Origin of the sequence: Bradyrhizobium sp. 22, from assembly GCF_000482425.1 — a bacterium.
Classification (GTDB): Bacteria; Pseudomonadota; Alphaproteobacteria; order Rhizobiales; family Xanthobacteraceae; genus Bradyrhizobium; species Bradyrhizobium japonicum_B.
Genome location: NZ_KI519399.1, coordinates 3,675,967 through 3,694,155, shown reverse-complemented (window position 1 = coordinate 3,694,155; position 18,189 = coordinate 3,675,967). Strand labels below are relative to the sequence as shown.

The window sequence follows — 18,189 nt, the reverse complement described above, 5'->3', positions numbered from 1 at the left end:
CACAAGCTAGGGTCTTCTAGCAGATTTTGGAAGACCACGACCGGCCGATATCCCGCCCTGACTATTCCACGGTCACCGACTTCGCGAGGTTACGCGGCTGGTCGACGTCGGTGCCCATGACGACAGCCGTGTGATAGGCGAGCAGCTGCACCGGGACGGCATAGACCATCGGCGTGAACGCCGCCGCCATGTCCGGCATGACGATGGTGACGAGGGATTCGACCGTTGCCTCGGCGGCACCCTTGGCGTCGGTCATCAGGATGATGTTGCCGCCGCGCGCGGCGACCTCCTGCATGTTGGATACCGTCTTCTCGAACACCCGGTCGTGTGGCGCAATGACGACGACCGGCATGGTCTCGTCGATCAGAGCGATCGGCCCGTGCTTGAGCTCGCCGGCGGCATAACCCTCGGCGTGGATGTAGGAGATCTCCTTCAGCTTCAGCGCGCCTTCGAGCGCCAGCGGGAAGCTGGTGCCGCGGCCGAGATAGAGCACGTCGCGCGACTTGGCGATCCTGTGCGCGAGCTTTTCGATCTGGGGCTCGATGGTGAGCGCATCCGCCATCAAGCGCGGAATCTCGACGAGCCCGTGGACCAGCTTGGTCTCGTCCTCGCCCGACAATTGGCTGCGCGCCTTGCCGGCCGCGATCGCAAGATTGGCCAGCACCATGAGCTGACAGGTGAAGGCCTTGGTCGAGGCGACGCCGATCTCGGGCCCGGCCATCGTTTGCAGCACGGTCTCGCTCTCGCGCGCGATCGTCGAGGTCGGCACGTTGACGACGGCGATCGTGTGCACGCCCTCGGCCTTGGCATAGCGCAGCGCCGCCAGTGTGTCGGCGGTCTCGCCGGATTGCGAGATGAAGATGGCGAGATCGCCCTTGCGCAGCGGCGCCTCGCGGTAGCGGAATTCGGAGGCGACATCGACCTCGACCGGCAGCCTCGCAAAGCGCTCGAACCAGTATTTTGCGACATAGCCGGCATAGCTCGCGGTGCCGCACGCCGTGATGTTGATGCGCTGGACGTTCTTGAAATCGAACGGCAACTCGACCGGCAGCGCGACGCGTTCGCTCGCCATGTCGACGTAGCGCGCCAGCGTGTGGCCGACCACTTCCGGCTGCTCGTGGATCTCCTTGGCCATGAAGTGGCGGTAATTGGCCTTGTCGACCAGCGAGGTCGAGGCGGCGTGCTTGATCTTGTCGCGCTGGACGGCGTTGCCGTCCTTGTCGAAGATATCAGCGCTGTTGCGGGTCAGCACGACCCAGTCGCCGTCTTCGAGATAGCTGATCGTGTCGGTGAACGGGCCGAGGGCGATGGCGTCGGAGCCGAGATACATCTCGCCGTCGCCATAGCCGATCGCAAGCGGCGGACCATTGCGGGCGCCGATCATGAGGTCGTCGTCGCCGGCGAAGATGAAGCCGAGCGCGAAGGCGCCGCGCAGCCGCCCCAGCGCCAGCTTCACCGCTTCCACCGGCTTGTTGCCGCGCGCGAGCAGGTCGTCGACCAGATGCAGCACGATCTCGGTGTCGGTCTCGGTGTTGAACACCGCGCCCTTCTTCTCGAGCTCCTCGCGCAGCTCGCGGAAATTCTCGATGATGCCGTTATGGACCACGGCGACGCGCTCGGTCGCGTGCGGATGGGCGTTGTTGACGGTCGGCTTGCCATGGGTGGCCCAGCGGGTGTGGCCGATGCCGGTGGTGCCCTTCAGCGGCTCGGCTGCCAGCCGCTTCTCCAGGTTCTTCAGCTTGCCTTCGGCGCGGCGGCGCTCGAGGTGCCTGCCTTCGAGCGTGGCGACGCCCGCCGAATCGTAACCGCGATATTCAAGACGTTTGAGCGAATCCACCAGCTGCTCTGCAACCGGCTCGCGCCCGAGAATGCCGACAATCCCGCACATGCGGATCACTATCCCCCAAATCGTCGAAAAATCGCCTAAACGACGCGTCCGGTTTTTAGCGAAGTTCGCAAGGAACCAGATACTCAATAATTATTGCGGATTGAGACAGCACGGACCGCATCCTTCGACTTGGCCTGCGTCGAATTGGCCGGCCTTAAACCGCGTGCATTAACTTGTTGTCAACATATTTGGCCAACGATTCCGTCTCAGGAGAACAAGGCCATGAAAGGCTCATCCGACCGCAAGGGTATGTCATCGATGTACATGCGCGCCAGCGAGACCACGGGCACGCATCTCGCACATTGGCCGCCGCCCCAGCGCGGCAAGGAAAGCAAGCCCGTCTTCATGAAGCATCCGGAAGGCGAACCGGTCAAGCGCGCCACGCCGCGCGGCTGGCGCCTGACCCGCGCGATCTTCTCCGAATTCGCCGACGAAGAATAGCGGAAGGCTCACGTCTCCGACTTCTTGCCGCCCGTCTTCAGCTCACGATAGCGCGCCGCGCCGCCTTCCCGGATGGTCTGCTGGTTGCGCTCCAGCGCCATGGCGTCATCGGGCACGTCACGCGTGATCACCGAGCCCGAGCCGATATAGGCGCCGTTGCCGATTCTGACCGGCGCGACCAGCGATGAATTGGTGCCGACGAAGGCGCCCTGCCCGATCTCCGTCCTGTGCTTCTTGAAGCCGTCGTAGTTGCAGGTGATGGTGCCGGCGCCGATGTTGGAATTGGCGCCGACCGTGGCATCGCCGATATAGGAGAGATGGTTGACCTTGACGCCGGCCTCCAGCGTCGCCGCCTTGGTCTCCACGAAATTGCCGATCCGCGCGCCGTCACCGAGCGAGGTGCCGGGCCGGAGCCGCGCATAGGGGCCGATCGAGACGTTCTTGCCGAGCGTGGTCTGCACGATGTGCGAAAAGGAATGGATCACGGTGCCGTCGGCGATCGAGACGCCGGGGCCGATCACCACGAACGGCTCGATGGTCACGTCCTTGCCGAACACGGTGTCGGCGGCGAGATAAACCGTCTCCGGCGCGATCAGCGTGACGCCGGCCTCCATCGCCGCCTTGCGCAGCCGCGCCTGCATCACCGCTTCGGCCTCGGCGAGCTGCGCCTTGGTATTGATGCCGCGCACCTCGTCCTCGCTGGTCTCGATCACCACGGACTCCCATCCCTGCTTGCGGACAATCTCGACCGCGTCGGTCAGATAATATTCGCCCTTGGAATTGGCATTGCCGATTTGCTCAAGGATTTGAAGCGCCCGGCGGCCGTCGATCGCCATCACGCCGGCATTACACAGATCGATCTTGCGCTCGTCGGCGCTCGCATCAGCCTGCTCGCGGATCGCGACCAGGCGTTCGCCCTCGACGATGAAGCGGCCGTAGCCGGCGGGATCGGCGGCGCGGAAGCCGAGCGCGGCGATCGCGGCGCCCTTGGCGAGCGGCGCCCGCAGCCGCGCAAAGGTCTCGGCCGAGATCAGCGGCGTATCGCCGAAGGCAATCAGCAGATCATCGGCGCCGCGCGCAATGGCCTCGCGCGCCGCCAGCACCGCATGCGCGGTGCCGAGCCGCTCGGCCTGCACGAAGATGAGCGCGTCGGGCCGGATGCGCTTCGCCTCGTCCGCGACCGCCTGATGGTCCGGACCGATCACGACCGCGAGCGCGCTGCCGGTTCCCTTCGGCGCCGCGCCGAGCACGTGGGCCAGCAGCGTCGCGTGAGCGACCGGATGCAGTACTTTCGGCAGGCTCGAACGCATGCGCGTGCCTTCGCCGGCGGCGAGCACGATCGTGAGGCTGGAACGGGCGGTCATCGAAATCCTGTCGGTTCGGCCGAATCAAATGGCGCGGCAGGCGGGCCGCCCGCGAATGCTGCCGCCTTGCTACCCCCGCAAACGCCCGGAATTCAAGTGCGGCCCGCTTTTCCTGTTAATGTTCCCTGATTGATTCGGGGAAGCTTCGGGGCTGGGCACTCAACGTTCATGGCAAAGGATTCCGACCCACTGGCGGATGCCTTCGGCGCCAAGGAGACCGGCGGACTGTTCTCCGGACTCTTGGCCGAGGAAAGCGCGTTTGATCGCCGCCTGATGTGGCGCCTGGGCTCGTGGGGCGTAGGGGCCGTGGGCGCCGTCACCATCGCGGTGCTGGCCAATCAGGCTCAGCTCGGCTGGCGCCGCGACCAGGTCGCTTCCGCCGATCTCGCGCGCCAGGCGGACCGGCTCCAGATGCTCACCAGGGAGAGCCAGAACGAGGCCCGCCGGCTCACGGCCGCCATCGAGACGCTGAACACGGATCGCGACCGGCTGTATTCGCGCGTCACCGTGCTGGAGCAAGGGCTCGATTCCGTCACCGGCGCCATCGCCAGGCAGACCACGGCGCCGCCGCCGGCCGGCAAGGCGCAGGATGCTGCGCCCGCAGCCCCCAGCGTCGCCCCGGTTGCTTCGACGCCTGCGTCCGCCCCTGACAAGCCTCGCACCGAGGCCGCCAAGGACACGTCCAAGGATGCGGTCAAGGACGCGGTCAAGGACACCGCGAAGGAAGCGGCAAAGGAGCCGCCGCCGCAGACCGCCGCGGCCGCCTCGCTCGTGCAGCAATCACCTTCCATGAATTCGACGTTGCCGACCATTCCGCTGGTCCCGTCCAAGTCGATCATGGCGCCGCCCGATCCGGCCGCATCGAAATTGATGCAGCCCGAGACGAACGAGAAGGCTGCCGAGAAGAAGGCCGAGCCGGCACCCGCCCCGACCGAGATCGTCGCGGCAGCCAAGCCATCGGAGGCAACCGAGAGCGAATCCCCCGCGATCGCTGTTCAGCAGACGCGTTTCGCGATCGATCTCGGCGGCGCCAATTCGGTCGACGGCCTGCGCGCGCTCTGGCGCGGCGTGACCAAGTCCAATCCGGAAATCGCAGCGCTGCGGCCGATCATCATGATCAAGGAAGGCACGACCGGGCTCGGCATGCAGCTCCGCCTCGGCGCCGGCCCGCTCGTCAACGCCGCCGTCGCCGCCAAATTCTGCGCGAGCCTCGCCGAGAGCAATCGTCACTGCGAGACCACCGTGTTCGACGGCCAGCGCCTGTCGATGCGCGGCTCGGACAAGGCGCAAGAGAAACCTCAGGAGAAGCCTCAGGACAAGGTCCAGGAAAAATCTCAAGACAGGGTTCAGGACAAGAACGCGGAGAAGAACCAGGACGCGGCCCCGCAAGCCGAAACCGCGCCCAGCGCCAAGCCCGAGAAGCCGCAGCGCCGCCGCGGCTACACCTCGAAACGCAGCAAGCGCGAGGAGCCCGCGCCCGCTCCTGCGGCGCCGCCGGCGCCGGCAAAGCCGGAGGCCGCATCGGCGACATCGACGCTGTCGTCGTTCTTCAGGCGATAGGAAGCTCCCTTCCTCGACGGAAGAAGCTTGCATGCGGCGATCGGACGCTGGGACTTGAGCAGCCCGTTGGCGTTCATTGACGGCGCCTTATTGGCGTCACCTGACCTTCCAAACCTCGCGAAGTCCGATGAACGAACTTGATGACGTGTTGAGGCTGCTCGTTGCCGCAGGTACCGGCCTCGTGATTGGCATCGATCGCGACATGAACGACAAGCCGGTGGGCATGCGGACCCTCGCTCTGGTCGCGCTCGGCTCAGCATTGATCTCGATCTCCGTGATCGAGTTCCAGAACATGCGCGACCACCCGGACGCGATCTCCAGGGTCATTCAGGGCGTCGTGACCGGCGTGCTGAGCGGCGTGGGCTTCATCGGTGCAGGGGTCATCCTGCACGACAGCAAGTCCAAGACGGTGCACGGCCTTACGACGGCGGCAACCGTCTGGATCGCGGCGGGCCTCGGCATTGCCTGTGCGCTGGGGGCCTGGCTGCTGGTCGGCGCCGCGATCGCAGTGACCTTACTGGTGCTGTTCGTTCTCGGCTGGGTCGAGCGCAGGCTGGGACTGAAATAGCGAGCCCGCGAGAGAACATACCAAATGATACGGAAGAGGTCGGCGTAAGACGGCATGATCCGCTCCCTGATTTGATTCGGAGTGGAGATGACGGACGCGAATTCCTTGCGAGAGCAACTCGCGTTGATCCGCGACCTGGCAGACCGCGCAGATCCCCATATCAGGAAACGACTGCTCGACTTGGCCGCACGATATGAGCGCCGGCTGGCCGAACAGAACCAGAAAATACCTGGTCGGCCTTGACGGCGTCTCGCGGCTTTGAGCGGCCGGATCGACAGAAACCTCGCCTGCCCTGTTGCCTGCCCGCGTCATCCCGACCATATTGCCGGCCATGACAAAAAAGCCCTTCCGCCTCTCGCCCTACCAGGTCCAGTTCCTGATCATCGTCGGCTTTTCGTCCGTCGGCTATGCGCTTTACCTGCGCTACCTCGCGATCGAGCTGTCGCAGGTCGCTCTCGCCTGCGACGCCGGGCTTCAGACGTTGCTGTGCAAGGCGCGCTCGGTTTCGACCGTGCTGTTCAAGAATTCGGTGTTCGGCATCGTCGCGCTGGTGGTTGCGACGCTGAACCTGATGCGGCCGTCGATCGTGCTGCTCACGGTCGGCATCATCGCGGCCGGCCTCGGCATCGTGCTCTACAATGTCGTGTTGTCGGGCCTTGCGATCGGCCTGTTCATTCTTGGATTTGCTCGGCCCGCGCCCGCCACAGCGTGAGCGCGAACAGCAGATACATCGTGCAGGTCCACAGCGACTGCCAATTGTCGCGGCCTTCGTTGAAGAGCACGAAGACGGCCGACAGCGCCAGCACGCCGGCGAACACCGATTCCGCGATCGGACGCTGGCCGATCTGCGGCCGGTTCAGCATCAGCAGCGCAAACGGCACCACCGCCATCGTCAGCGCGGCGTAGGGAAAATCCTTGTAGCGCGGGTCGAACACGAAGCCGAGCGCGGTCGCGGCCGCGATCACCGCGGTCACGGCCAGCGTCAGGCCGAGGACGGCGGTGAGCTTCGACCATTTGCGCCCCTCGCGCGGACCGAGCAGGTCGAGGAAGGTCGGAAGGCTGCGGCCGATCACCATCGCCTGGGCGCAGAAGATCGGCGACAGGATGCCGGCCAGCAGCAGCGCGCCCCAGAGCAGCCAGCCGCCGATGCCGTAGCTCTCGTAATACATCTTGTCGGCGCCAATCCCGAGCAGGCTCCCCGCCGTCGTCGCCGAGATGCCGACGCCGAGCCAGGCCGAGAAGCGCGGCGTCCACGGCCGCCGGCGCAGCGTGATGATGGCAACCGCGAACACAAGCACGGAAAGGCCCATCCCTGCGCCCATGTACCATTTCCAGTACGGGAAATTGCTGATCGGTGCTCCCGGCGGATATTTCAGGGTCCGGTGCGCCGAATCGTACAGGCCCCAATAGCCGCCGACGGTGCCTTCCAGCTTGCGCTTCCAGGGCTGGTCGTAGGACTCGATCAGATTGACGCGGAACTTGTTCGCCTTGGCCAGGCCGAGGATTTCCGAGACCACGCGCGCCTGATTGGTCCGTGACGGCAGCGCGACGTCGCGCATGCGCCCCTCGCTCGGCCAGCCGGTCTCGCCGATCAGGATCTCCTTGCCGGGGAACGCTACCACCATGCGCTCGCGGATCTGTTCGACATGGGCGGCGGCGAACTTCGCCTTGACCGGGAAATCCTCCCAATAGGGCAGGATGTGGATCGTGACGAAGTCGACGGCGTCGGCGACCTCGCGGTTCTTCAGCCAGTATTCCCAGACGTCGGCATAGGTGACGGGCACGCTGACCTGCGTCTTCACCAGGCGGATGATGGAGACGAGATCCGCCGTCGTCATCTCGCCGCGCAGCAGCACCTCGTTGCCGACGATGAGCGTGGTGATGATGTCCGGGAATTGCTTGGCGAGGCGGATGGCGAGCCCGGCCTGCTCGTAGTTCTTGGTGCGGTTGCTGGAGAGCCAGATGCCCTGCAGCACCTTCAGCCCGCCGACCCTGGCGGCGATCGCCGGCACCTGGTCGAGCCCGTTCTCCATTGAATAGGTGCGGACGCAGTCGGTGATCTCTTTGAGCTGGCGCAAATCCTGCTCGATCTGCTCGGCTTCGATATGGGTCCACGTCTCCAGCGGCGTCTGCTCGCCGCGGAACGGCGCGTAGGAGACGCATTGGACCTTGTCGGCCGGGTCGATCGGGGCGCGCGCGAGCGTGATCGGCGTCGCCAACCACCACCACACGGCAGCAATCGCACCCAGTGAAACGAGCAGAAGCGCCAGTGGCGTACGAAGAGAAATCGGTTCCGTCCTCCGCGAAGGGTCCGTCGATTACCTGCTTGCACGCCGTCTGCCAAGGGGGGGTGCCTGGGTGCCGAACGCGCGGCGGATCGGCTCCTGCCCCGTGGAATTGGGCTGTGGCCGTTCGACCGGGCCCTAGCATCGTGACTTTGCTGGACAAAATTTCAAATACAGGTCATGGACTCCGAAAGACTTTTCCGCCGCAATGGAGACCCATTTGGACGCCATCACCGACGCGTCCGCGGGATCCTGACGCGGACGGCCAGCGGATACATTGGGGAATTCATGCGGCAACGGGTGTTCGAGTCACGAAATGCGGTCCTGCGGCAGTTCGCCGCCACCTTGGCCGTCTCCTGCTTCCTCGTTCTCGCCGGTCTCGCTGGCGCCTCCGCCCAGAGCGGCACGCCGACCCCGGATCAAGGCAAGGCCGCCGCCCAGCCTGCCGACGCCGCCAAGGATGCCGCCCAGAACCAGCGCCGCACCGACGAGTTCGCCGAAGCCGCCCAGGTCATCAACGGCCCGGCCGGCAATCCCGAATGCGTCTGGCTCGGCCGGCGCGTGGTGCGGCTGATGTGGCGGGACGACCTCGATACCGCCTTCCGTCACCTCGACCTCTACGATCGTTTCGGCTGCCCCGGCGGCCACATCCAGGCCGCGTTCCGCTGCCTGACCCGGTTCGGCGGCCAGATCGACCCCAAGGTTGCCGAGACGCTGGACAGCCGTGTGCACGCCTGCTGGATCAACCCGGCCGCCCAGCCGCAGCAGGCGGCCGCCTCGGCGCCGCAGCCCGCGCCGGCCTCGGGCAATTCGCCGGCGGCGCAGCCGGCCGCCAGCCCCTCGCCTGCGGCAAGCCCGACGCCCGCGCCCCAGAAATAGCTGAGGGGCGTTTCAGCTGGCGTTCAGGAACGATCGTCCATAGAGACGGTTGGCACTGCCGCGCATCCCGAAAGGCATGCCCTCATAAGGACATGAGGCCATGACAGTTGTGAAACCGCGCGGCGGAGATATGCTTCCTTTGCCGCGGACTTGGTCGGATCTCGGGGTCGGATCCGCTTCCCTGCCACCTCAGCCCCTTCAGGTTTAGCCGCGATGCGCGTTGTCGCCGCCGTTCTGTTGCTCGTGTCCGTGCTCCACGCTGGGCTATGGGGAGTCCTGCGCGACAGAGAACCTGCACCGGATTTCAAGGGCCTGGTGCCGAGCCTGTCCTATACGCCGTTCGAACCGGGCCATGTCGTCGACCTCAACGTCGATCCCGACAAGATTCGCGCGGACATGAAGAAGCTCTCGACCCTCACGCGAGCGATCCGGTCCTACTCCGCGACGGAAGGCAACGAGCTGGTGCCGCCGATCGCGGCCGAGTTCGGCCTCAAGGTTACGGTCGGCGCCTGGATCGACAAGGACGAGGATCGCAACGAGCGCGAGATCAAGGCTGCGATCGAACTCGCCCGCAAGAACAGCAACGTCGTCGGCGTCGTGGTCGGCAACGAGGTGATTTACCGCGGCGAGCAGAAGGTCGAAGACCTCATCCGGATGATCAAGAAGGTCAAGGGCGCGGTCCGCGTTCCCGTGACGACGGGCGAGATCTGGAACATCTGGCGCGATTTTCCGGACCTCGCCTCCAACGTCGACTTCATCGCCGCGCACGTGCTGCCTTATTGGGAAAACTTCCGTTCGGATCAGGCCGTCGACCAGGCCGTGGATCGCTACAACCTTCTGCGCAATCAATTCCCGGGCAAGCGCATCGTGATCGCCGAGTTCGGTTGGCCGAGCGCAGGCTATAATTTGCGCAACGCAGACCCAGGTCCGTTCCAGCAGGCGCTGACCTTGCGCAATTTCGTCACCCGCGCCGAAGCGCTCGGCATGGACTACAACATTGTCGAAGCCATCGATCAGCCCTGGAAATACTTCGAAGGTGGCGTCGGTCCCTATTGGGGCATCCTCAATGCCAACCGCGAGCCGAAATTCGCCTGGACCGGCCCGGTGGAGAATCCCGACTACTGGAAGCTAATGGGCATCGCACTGCTGGTCGGCATCCTCCTGTCGCTGCCGATCCTGCGGATCGAAAAGGCGACCGCCAAGCAGGCCTTCCTGCTGTCGGCGACCGCCAACGGCGTCGGCGCCTGGGCCGCGACCGTGTTCGCGTTCTGGAACAGCCACTACTTCCTGTTCGGCTCGGCCTTCGCGCTGACGCTCGGCATGATCCTGCTCGTTCCCCTCGTCCTCATCGCCATGGCGCGCATCGACGAGATCGCCGCGGTCGCGTTCGGCCGGCCGCCGCAGCGGCTGATCAGCAAGGACAAGCCGATCGAGAACGTTCCCGAAGGTTACTGCCCGAAGGTCTCGATCCACATCCCCGCTTATTTCGAGCCGGTCGACATGCTCAAGCAGACGCTGGATGCGCTGTCGCGGCTGAACTATCCGAACTACGAATGCGTGGTCATCATCAACAACACGCCGGACCCCGCGTTCTGGCAGCCGATCCAGGACCATTGCCGCGCGCTCGGTGAACGCTTCAAGTTCATCAACGCCGAGAAGGTGCAGGGCTTCAAGGCCGGCGCGCTGCGCATCGCGATGGACCGCACCGCGGCGGATGCCGAGATCATCGGCATCCTCGATGCCGACTATGTCGTCGAGCCGGACTGGCTGAAGGACCTCGTCCCCGCCTTCGCCGATCCGCGCGTCGGCCTGGTGCAGGCGCCGCAGGAGCATCGCGACGGCGACCTGTCGATCATGCACTACATCATGAACGGCGAATATGCCGGCTTCTTCGACATCGGCATGGTCCAGCGCAACGAGGCCAACGCCATCATCGTGCACGGCACGATGTGCCTGATCCGCCGCGCCGCGATGGACATGGCCGGCGGCTGGTCGAGCGACACGATCTGCGAGGATAGCGATCTCGGCCTTGCGATCCAGGAGCTCGGCTGGACCACGCACTACACCAACACCCGCTACGGCGCGGGCCTCCTGCCCGACACCTACGAGGCCTTCAAGAAGCAGCGGCACCGCTGGGCCTATGGCGGCCTGCAGATCGTCAAGAAGCACTGGCGCCGCTTCCTGCCCGGCGCGAGCCGGCTGACCGCGGACCAGAAGCGCGAATACGGCCTCGGCTGGCTGAACTGGCTGGGCGCCGAAAGCCTCGGCGTCGTCGTGGCGCTGCTCAACCTCGTCTGGGTGCCGATCGTCGCCTTCGCCGATATCGCCATCCCCGACAAGATCCTGACGCTGCCGATCATCGGCGCCTTCATCGTTTCGCTGGTGCACTTCCTGTCGATGTACCGCGCCCGCGTCGCCATCAAGCCGGGCCAGATGCTGGGCGCCATGATCGCGGCGATGAGCGTGCAATGGACGGTGTCGCGCGCGGTGGCGCAGGGTCTGATCACCGAGCACATCGCCTTCGCCCGCACCTCCAAGGGCGGGCTCAGCCGCATGTCGATCGAGTTCCAGGCGTTCTGGGAAGCCGTGATCGGCACCCTGCTGCTGGTCGGCGCCGGCGTGCTGGTCGCCTCCAACAGCTTCAAGCAGATCACCGAGATCTACATCTTCGCGGGCGTCCTCGTCCTGCAGAGCCTGCCATTCCTGGCCGCCGTCGCCATCGCCGTCCTCGAGCTCAGCCGCATCAACTCGTTCCAGTTCTGGCGCGACAGCGCGATCCGCACCGCCGAGCTGATCGGGCTGCGCCCGGTCGCGCTGCCGCCGGTGGGCGCGCCGCAGGCCGTGCCGACCGAGGTGCGGCGCGAGACGAACTGACGGGCGGAGAGCTCGCCCGCGGCCATCCTTCGAGACGCCCGCCTCTGGCGGGCCCTCTGGTGAGATCGCGTCTCGGAGCGAAATATCAGACCCTCATGGTGAGGAGCCCGCCCAAGCGGGCGTCTCGCACCATGGAAGGCCCGCGCTCATCCCGCGAACTCCCGCAGTTCGGTGGACGATGATCCGCCAAACAGGTTGAGATTCCGGGCCTAAGCAGCGGAATCAGCGGACGAATCCCCGCTCCTGCCGCGTTCTCCGGCAACCACCCGCACTATTGACCTGCGCAGCCACTCCCCCTACACAGCGCGGGCCGAAAGCATGATCCGGAAACAGCCGGTTTTTCCCCGCGACGCAAATCGCGCGTAGCGGCAAGACATGCTTCTCGAATGTCCGAACACGATGGCGACCACGTCAAAGCCATCAGCGGCCATGGGAGCGCGTAGCTCAGCCGGTAGAGCACGTGACTTTTAATCACGGGGTCCTGGGTTCGAGCCCCAGCGCGCTCACCAACGATTTCAATGGTTTAAGCGCAGAGCGGGGCCGGAGAAAGTTTGGCGGGGGCACGCAGGGGGCACGATGGCTGAGGCTACTTGGCTCGACATCTTCACGCGTTACGTCATTCCACCGCTGCTAGGCGGCGCCGGCGGGATCCTCACCGTCTACGGGCAATGGGGCATTGAGAAGAGGCGGCAGAGGCTTCAAGCACGCCGCGATCTCGTCAATGCATGGCGAAAGGATTTGATCCCGCTGCTCACCTCTTACCCCGCAACGCGCGGCGGCGGCGGCGAGAACAAGTACGCCTTTATGGATCATGAAAGCTACTCAAGCCTCCGCCCGCATCTGAGGCCCGATCTTCGCACAGAGCTTGAGAATACTGTCGTCCATGTGAATGTCGGTGGACCGGCCTTTCCCCGGCAAGCAATTATGGACGAGATCGCGCGCATCGAACGCAAGTGGCGGCTTCTATGAAGGGACCCCCGCCAGCGAAGGCCGGCGGGGCTGGTGCTTAGGAGCGATGTAGGCGCCGTTCAGCGAGCTTGCGGGCCCGGTGGAGCGCCCAAAGGGCTCTGATCAGACGCATTCGGTAAGCAACGGCTCGTTGCTCTCCCGGTCACAATCGTCCTTCTCGCGATCAGTAAGGCATGTGCCAATGACGCCGCTGGTGGTCCAACCAAGCCAAGGCTCGTCGTCCTCGCCCGGCTCGGCGCCGTCGTGCTCGTCCTCCAGGTCCTTAGTGCCGCTGGCTGCCCACGCAATCTGATCGCCGGTCCAGTTGCGTCCATCAGGCCCGTAGACGCTGGGATGGCGCTCAATGCTGCCGAGCGATGGCTCGTAATCGCTCCTGTCCCCTCCCTCGTCTTCGCAGCCTTCCTCGCCGCCCCCGCCCTCGCATTGGGCTCCCTCGTCTTCGCACTCTTCCTCCCGCTCACTCATCACGTACGGGTCGGAGGCGTCCAGGAAGGCAATCAGCCGGGAAATCTCGGTCGTCGCCTCTTTCCTGAGCGCGGCCAACTTCCGTAGGGCTGCTCGCCGCTCCCGTTGCTGAACGGCAAGGCCGTCCTCCAGTAGTGGAATCGAAGACGCAGAAAGTCGTGGCGTGCTATGCACGCGGTCAGCCTCAATCATGGGATTTCCCAGTCCTTCGTCGTTGGGGTTAGAGCCGGGGCGGAAGCTGCAACTTCCCCTCGGCTCGTTTTCATGTTATCATGATGACATGGCTAAATCAACTTGTGTTAACACGAAAACACCAAAGAAGCGCGCGCCTGCAACGGGCGACCTCGTTGGCGTCCGAATCCAGCCAGATATGGCAAGGCTTATTGACGATTGGCGTCGGGCCCAAGAGGACCTTCCGGGAAGACCTGAAGCGATCCGCCGGCTGATAGAGCTGGGTCTTAAGGGGAAGGCCAGATGATTCTTAGTCAGGAATATGCGGGCCGATGTCTAAAATAGCCTCTCTTCTAGGACTGGCACTCATCGTCTGGCTTGCTTTTCACTTTTCTGGAAAGTCGATTCTCTACGGTCGCTCGACAACTCAAATGGCCAATGTGAATTTCGTCGGTGTGAAGCCCATCATCGTAACTTGCCATTATTTCAGCAGCACCGGGACTGAGACCAAGGGCAAAATTTTTGACTTTGCAACGGGGCAAGACAACTATTTTTGCCCGCGCCTGAAGGATGTCGGCCAATGACCCTTCCCCGCCGAATCGAGTTTGTGCTTGCCGCCGTGCTGCTGGCGGGCTGGGCTATTTATTGCTGGGCACACTGAGGCCAACACTCGCGCCTTGAGCGAATTTGTGGCTAGATATCGCAATGGGGGAATCGTTACCAGGATGGCTCGGTAATCTGTTCGCCGGTTGGCCGATGATACGGGCCAACCTTCCGATTTTTGCTGCCGTCGTATTTGGGCTGTTCTGCGCCATTTGGTGGCTGATGGATTGGCGCTACGGAAGCATAATTAGCAACCGAGATGCAGAGATCGCTTTACTGAAGGGCCAAAGAGACGATTACAAGGACAAGTTGAATGGCGCGACGCCGGATCAGGCCAAAGCTCGCGTCGATGCTCTTGAAGCGAGACTGGCAGCCCTCGAACCAAAAATTGCGGCAATTGAACCGCGCCGACTTAAAGCGGAGCAACGAGCGGCATTAATAGCTCGACTATCCCCACCTCCAAACACTCAGCCGCGCGTCGCAATTGCTTCTGAGCCCGGGGGCGATAGTCCACAGTTCGCCAGCGATTTTGTCAGCGCATTTCGCTCCGCGGGGCCGTGGGCCATTGAGGAAGGATCGATACTCGGCATCGGAGACCGACCTCCATCAGGTATAGCCGTCAGAATCAGCAACCCAGCGGAGCCGCCACCGGAAGCATCGATTGTGATAAGAGCCTTACTGGCAGCTGGCATAAAGTTCGACGTGACACCCTATTCTCTTCCACCGCATCTTCGCATCCAGCTCGTTATCTGCACGAAAACCGAATTGAAGTAGTTCAGTCCGCAGCAAGCGATCACTAGTGACCGCGCAAGCCTAAGCAATTCTGATCGCGCTGAGGGTAGAGTCCTTACTGTTGCCGCTGGAATTGAACAGGATCACACCGGATGTCGAGTTCTCGCTTCGGCAACTAATCCTCAGGTTTCCAGCCGGGGCGGTGATAATGCCGGACAAGGGAACAGGAAATCCGCCAGTGAGCGATGCAGTAGGCACAAGCACCCTTGACGAACTAATCACCGTAGTGCCGTCCCACAGTTTGCAACTGATGTTGCTTTGCGCAGCCGTGGCCGTCACCGTGACTGTTCCAAACACAAGCCATGTCCCGGATGACCCTTGTGCCACGCTCGGACCATCGAAATAGTTTGCGGTATTATTGAGCGCAACATCGGCAGCCAACGCGTTGGCGACCGTTGAAAGCGACACTCTGAGATCATTAACGGCATTGGTCAGGCCTACCCCGAGCGTGAACGCTCCGGTGTTGCCGGCGATCGATGACACCGATCCCGCCGAGGCTACCGACGAAACCGCAACCTTCTTCAATGCGCCTGAGGCAGCCTGGTCGGAAATCGGGATATAATCCGCGGCAGTCGGGCTGGCCTTCGTGGTCAAGGCCGCAATATCAATGTCGGTCGGAGTTGCAGACGACCCCGTCGCATTGCCCTTGAGGGTATAGGCCGCCATAGTCGCCAGTTCGGAGTTCGCTACCGCTGTCCCGACCGACCACGCGTCAGATCCAGTTCGGCGCGCAATGCCAGTTGAGGCCAAGCCCTCCAGGGCGGCCAGATCGTTGGCAAGCGCTAGAGTTGGATTGCCGGATACGCCATTCCCGTTCGTCACCGTGATGCCGGCGGCCGGAGCTGTGAGCGTCCTAACCGACCCCGTCCCGGCTCCTGTGACTGACCACAGCCCGGTGCTCGAGTTGGCGGCCAGCGCCGCGAGGTCGGCATCGTATGCCTGCACGTTCGTTCCGATGACGAGGCCAAGCGTAGCCCGCTGCGCTGTTGCGTCAGCATCGTCCAGAAGGGCTTTGCCAGCTGCCGTCAGGTCAAAGGTCGCGGCGGTTCCGCTGCCTGTAAATTGGATGCCCTTGTCGGCCGCGGACGTGAGATCCCTGATCGCGACAAGGTTGTCCGCGAGCATATTTTCGATGGTGATTTTCCGAGTCGTCGCGCCGTCGATCGCGAGAACGTCTCCAGCCGTGGAAGACGTTGCCTCGGGAAGATCGGTGAAGCGTTTGTTAGCCATGGTTTAGGCCCTCGTCGTCAGATCCAGCGCTGATCGGGTTCCCGAGTTCATCGACAATTGCGAACGGTTCGGATAATGAGGGCAAATCACCTCCCTCGGGAGCGTCGCTCGTGCGCAAATACGTCATCTGCTCCGTCATATTGGCCGCCTTCCTGTTCGGCGTGAGCCAAGTGCTGTCCGGGTTGTCCAAGTCCATGGAGTTCTGGTCCTTCATGGTGATGTGTGCCGTTGTTGGATCTGCCGTCATCGCTCTTGCCTTCGCTTTTGATTGGTACGAGCGTAGCCGTGGGCAGCAATCGCAGCGATCAGCGCCGCCCGATCGCCCGCGGCTGGAGCGATAGCCGCGTTACCACGGCGCTTCTCCAGTGCATCAATGATCGCCTGCACTCGCGCATCACGCGCCGGCCCCTGCGTCGAGAGAATGTCGGCGATCTCCCCAAACGCCCGCGTCTCGCTCGGCTTCACCGCGCCGTAAGCCATCCCGAGCGCCTTCTTGATCGCCGTCACGGACATGCCCGACAGCGTCGCGTTCGGATTGATCAGCGGCGTCTCACTCGACGGCGACGGCTTCATGGCTTCCTTCGCGGAAAGCCGCTGTGCAGTCTGGCTGTTCTCCACGACCTTGTTGTGAGTGTCACGGAATTTCAGGTTGCGATTGACTGAGTTGATCAGCTCCTGCGCAGACGGCTCGCCGTGCACCGCCGCGAGCTTGGCCGTATTCCACCCGCCCTCGCCTTGCAGCTCGGTCCGCAGCGCTTGCAAGTCGTTCGCCTTCGTCCCGAGCTTCCGCTCGATCTCGCCGCGGCTGCCCTTGGCGAATGCGATCTGTTCGCCAGGCGTGAGCCGGCCGAACTCGTCAACGAAGCGATCAGGCGAGGCGGTAGTTTTCCCGCTTCCAAGGTACTGCGTGCCCAGCTCAACCGCCTCCGCACGCCGCGCAAGTCCGGCGGACTGGCGATTGGCCGCCATGTAGCCCGGCACTTGCTGCTCAAGGCTTTCATTGAGAATGCCGCGGATATGTTTCAGCGCACCTTGCTGCCGGGACAATGCCGCGGCCGGAATGCCGAGCCCCGGCGCGTCGTATTCCACGACATTGTCAATCTCGCCCTTGATCTTGTGCAGCAACTGCGGGTCGCTTTGAGGCTCCGGAATCATGTCATAGAGCCGGTTGCCTTGCGCGTCCGACATATGCACCCCCGTGTTCGGGTCGAGGCGTGGCACCGGCCGCTCGGTCATCAGCATGCCGCGGAGGTTTTCCAGCGCGCGCCGCTCCATGCTGCCAGCCGGCGAGCCTTGGATCATGGGCCCCAGCTCGACCAGGACATTGGCCGTATCGACCGGAGGAGCGTCGCGGAACGCCGCGGGGTAGTTGCGCGCATCCACTTCCGACCGATGCGCGACGATGGCATTCCGAACCGTCTGCGGATCTTCAGCCGGGCCAAGCGCGCGGTTTACGTCGCCCATGATGCGCTGATTGGTCGCCTGATCCCGCACGCCAAGACGGCCCTGCAAGATCGTCCGTCCTTCGTCGCTGTTGAGCGATGCGCCCTGCCCCTTGCCCAGGAAAGACGGGCCCGCGTCAACCAGCATGGCATCCGGTCCCAGCTCGGCGAGCCGCGCCTGCACGGCAGCCGGCGTGTCGGCCGCCATGGCGGGCACAAGGTGCCGGGAAGCCCCTCTGGACATGCCCACCGCTTGGCCTGTCAAGGCATCTGCGACGCGGTTGTAGCCGGCGCCAATGATGCGGCCGGCTCCAGGCATCATGCCGCCCACAACAAAGCCCGTGCCGCCGCCAATGCCGGCATCCATGGCCGTCTGGGGAATGTTCGTCCAATCCTTGGAGCCGGCCGCGCCCTGCAATCCACCCAACACGGCGCCAGCGCCCGATGCATATAGCGTCTTGGCTCCCAGGGTCGCTCCCCTTGCCGCCGCGCCAATCACCCCGAGCGGCGTTGTGATATTGCCCACCGCCTCCACGGCCGGCGCCGCAATCGGATGCGCCGCCTGAAACCGCGCGGTCTCGGCCTGCTCTCTGGCAAGGTTGTCCCCATATCCGAGTGCGGAATGGAGCCTTGTCCGGTTATAGAATCCTTCGATGAA

16 protein-coding genes and 1 tRNA gene are annotated in these 18,189 nt (G+C 63.9%); 10 read left to right on the top strand and 7 right to left on the bottom strand.

Annotated features, from left to right (window positions below):
- Window positions 1-61: 61 nt before the first annotated feature.
- Window positions 62-1,888, bottom strand: coding sequence for a glutamine--fructose-6-phosphate transaminase (isomerizing) (gene glmS, locus K410_RS0118920; protein ID WP_028136335.1), 1,827 nt, complete (start codon window positions 1,886-1,888; stop codon window positions 62-64).
- 222 nt (window positions 1,889-2,110) lie between these two features.
- Between glmS and K410_RS0118915 the strand changes: the two genes are divergently transcribed.
- On the top strand, window positions 2,111-2,329 hold the full coding sequence (locus tag K410_RS0118915; protein WP_028136334.1) for a hypothetical protein: 219 nt from the start codon (window positions 2,111-2,113) through the stop codon (window positions 2,327-2,329).
- A gap of 8 nt (window positions 2,330-2,337) precedes the next feature.
- Here K410_RS0118915 and glmU read toward each other — a convergent pair whose 3' ends face one another.
- Complete coding sequence (gene glmU / locus K410_RS0118910; RefSeq protein ID WP_028136333.1) at window positions 2,338-3,693, bottom strand: bifunctional UDP-N-acetylglucosamine diphosphorylase/glucosamine-1-phosphate N-acetyltransferase GlmU; 1,356 nt, start codon at window positions 3,691-3,693, stop codon at window positions 2,338-2,340.
- 168 nt (window positions 3,694-3,861) lie between these two features.
- On the opposite strand from glmU, the gene K410_RS0118905 reads away from it, so the two are divergent.
- From K410_RS0118905 to K410_RS0118895, 3 genes are all read left to right on the top strand, one after another.
- Complete coding sequence (locus tag K410_RS0118905) at window positions 3,862-5,253, top strand: hypothetical protein (RefSeq protein ID WP_028136332.1); 1,392 nt, start codon at window positions 3,862-3,864, stop codon at window positions 5,251-5,253.
- 127 nt (window positions 5,254-5,380) lie between these two features.
- On the top strand, window positions 5,381-5,821 hold the full coding sequence (locus tag K410_RS0118900; RefSeq protein WP_028136331.1) for an MgtC/SapB family protein: 441 nt from the start codon (window positions 5,381-5,383) through the stop codon (window positions 5,819-5,821).
- Between the two features lie 331 nt (window positions 5,822-6,152).
- A complete protein-coding gene (locus K410_RS0118895; RefSeq protein WP_028136330.1) occupies window positions 6,153-6,533 on the top strand; it encodes a hypothetical protein in 381 nt (126 codons plus the stop codon).
- On the opposite strand, the gene K410_RS0118890 is transcribed toward K410_RS0118895, so the two are convergent.
- Window positions 6,493-8,052, bottom strand: coding sequence for a glycoside hydrolase family 17 protein (locus K410_RS0118890; protein ID WP_028136329.1), 1,560 nt, complete (start codon window positions 8,050-8,052; stop codon window positions 6,493-6,495). The genes K410_RS0118895 and K410_RS0118890 overlap by 41 nt on opposite strands.
- Before the next feature lie 342 nt (window positions 8,053-8,394).
- On the opposite strand from K410_RS0118890, the gene K410_RS0118885 reads away from it, so the two are divergent.
- From K410_RS0118885 to K410_RS0118870, 4 genes are all read left to right on the top strand, one after another.
- Window positions 8,395-8,985 (top strand): hypothetical protein, encoded by a 591-nt coding sequence (locus tag K410_RS0118885; protein WP_028136328.1) that lies wholly within the window; start codon window positions 8,395-8,397, stop codon window positions 8,983-8,985.
- A 213-nt stretch (window positions 8,986-9,198) separates the two neighbouring features.
- Window positions 9,199-11,859, top strand: a complete 2,661-nt coding sequence (locus tag K410_RS0118880; protein ID WP_028136327.1) for a glycosyltransferase — start codon at window positions 9,199-9,201, stop codon at window positions 11,857-11,859.
- A gap of 433 nt (window positions 11,860-12,292) precedes the next feature.
- Window positions 12,293-12,368 (top strand) — tRNA-Lys (locus tag K410_RS0118875).
- 67 nt (window positions 12,369-12,435) lie between these two features.
- On the top strand, window positions 12,436-12,828 hold the full coding sequence (locus tag K410_RS0118870; protein ID WP_028136326.1) for a hypothetical protein: 393 nt from the start codon (window positions 12,436-12,438) through the stop codon (window positions 12,826-12,828).
- Between the two features lie 102 nt (window positions 12,829-12,930).
- On the opposite strand, the gene K410_RS0118865 is transcribed toward K410_RS0118870, so the two are convergent.
- Window positions 12,931-13,485 carry a hypothetical protein gene (locus K410_RS0118865; protein ID WP_028136325.1) on the bottom strand — a complete coding sequence of 185 codons (555 nt, stop codon included), beginning with the start codon at window positions 13,483-13,485 and terminating at the stop codon, window positions 12,931-12,933.
- Between the two features lie 311 nt (window positions 13,486-13,796).
- On the opposite strand from K410_RS0118865, the gene K410_RS39645 reads away from it, so the two are divergent.
- Both K410_RS39645 and K410_RS39640 read left to right on the top strand, forming a co-directional pair.
- Complete coding sequence (locus K410_RS39645; protein ID WP_155253492.1) at window positions 13,797-14,048, top strand: hypothetical protein; 252 nt, start codon at window positions 13,797-13,799, stop codon at window positions 14,046-14,048.
- A gap of 121 nt (window positions 14,049-14,169) precedes the next feature.
- Window positions 14,170-14,841, top strand: a complete 672-nt coding sequence (locus tag K410_RS39640; protein ID WP_155253491.1) for a hypothetical protein — start codon at window positions 14,170-14,172, stop codon at window positions 14,839-14,841.
- 39 nt (window positions 14,842-14,880) lie between these two features.
- On the opposite strand, the gene K410_RS0118855 is transcribed toward K410_RS39640, so the two are convergent.
- From K410_RS0118855 to K410_RS0118845, 3 genes are all read right to left on the bottom strand, one after another.
- Window positions 14,881-16,089 carry a hypothetical protein gene (locus K410_RS0118855; protein WP_028136324.1) on the bottom strand — a complete coding sequence of 403 codons (1,209 nt, stop codon included), beginning with the start codon at window positions 16,087-16,089 and terminating at the stop codon, window positions 14,881-14,883.
- On the bottom strand, window positions 16,082-16,336 hold the full coding sequence (locus K410_RS0118850) for a hypothetical protein (protein WP_028136323.1): 255 nt from the start codon (window positions 16,334-16,336) through the stop codon (window positions 16,082-16,084). Before K410_RS0118850 ends, K410_RS0118855 begins: the two co-directional genes overlap by 8 nt.
- On the bottom strand, window positions 16,333-18,189 hold a 1,857-nt coding region (locus K410_RS0118845; protein ID WP_028136322.1), incomplete at its 5' end, for a hypothetical protein. The genes K410_RS0118845 and K410_RS0118850, both read right to left, overlap by 4 nt.

Excerpts from the sequence above, each read along its gene's own strand:
- glmS (WP_028136335.1), bottom strand. The coding sequence starts at position 1,888 with ATGTGCGGGATTGTCGGCATTCTCGGGCGCGAGCCGGTTGCAGAGCAG.
- K410_RS0118915 (WP_028136334.1), top strand. The coding sequence starts at position 2,111 with ATGAAAGGCTCATCCGACCGCAAGGGTATGTCATCGATGTACATGCGC.
- glmU (WP_028136333.1), bottom strand. The coding sequence starts at position 3,693 with ATGACCGCCCGTTCCAGCCTCACGATCGTGCTCGCCGCCGGCGAAGGC.
- K410_RS0118905 (WP_028136332.1), top strand. The coding sequence starts at position 3,862 with ATGGCAAAGGATTCCGACCCACTGGCGGATGCCTTCGGCGCCAAGGAG.
- K410_RS0118900 (WP_028136331.1), top strand. The coding sequence starts at position 5,381 with ATGAACGAACTTGATGACGTGTTGAGGCTGCTCGTTGCCGCAGGTACC.
- K410_RS0118895 (WP_028136330.1), top strand. The coding sequence starts at position 6,153 with ATGACAAAAAAGCCCTTCCGCCTCTCGCCCTACCAGGTCCAGTTCCTG.
- K410_RS0118885 (WP_028136328.1), top strand. The coding sequence starts at position 8,395 with ATGCGGCAACGGGTGTTCGAGTCACGAAATGCGGTCCTGCGGCAGTTC.
- K410_RS0118880 (WP_028136327.1), top strand. The coding sequence starts at position 9,199 with ATGCGCGTTGTCGCCGCCGTTCTGTTGCTCGTGTCCGTGCTCCACGCT.
- K410_RS0118870 (WP_028136326.1), top strand. The coding sequence starts at position 12,436 with ATGGCTGAGGCTACTTGGCTCGACATCTTCACGCGTTACGTCATTCCA.
- K410_RS0118865 (WP_028136325.1), bottom strand. The coding sequence starts at position 13,485 with ATGATTGAGGCTGACCGCGTGCATAGCACGCCACGACTTTCTGCGTCT.
- K410_RS39645 (WP_155253492.1), top strand. The coding sequence starts at position 13,797 with ATGTCTAAAATAGCCTCTCTTCTAGGACTGGCACTCATCGTCTGGCTT.
- K410_RS39640 (WP_155253491.1), top strand. The coding sequence starts at position 14,170 with ATGGGGGAATCGTTACCAGGATGGCTCGGTAATCTGTTCGCCGGTTGG.
- K410_RS0118855 (WP_028136324.1), bottom strand. The coding sequence starts at position 16,089 with ATGGCTAACAAACGCTTCACCGATCTTCCCGAGGCAACGTCTTCCACG.
- K410_RS0118850 (WP_028136323.1), bottom strand. The coding sequence starts at position 16,336 with ATGACGGCAGATCCAACAACGGCACACATCACCATGAAGGACCAGAAC.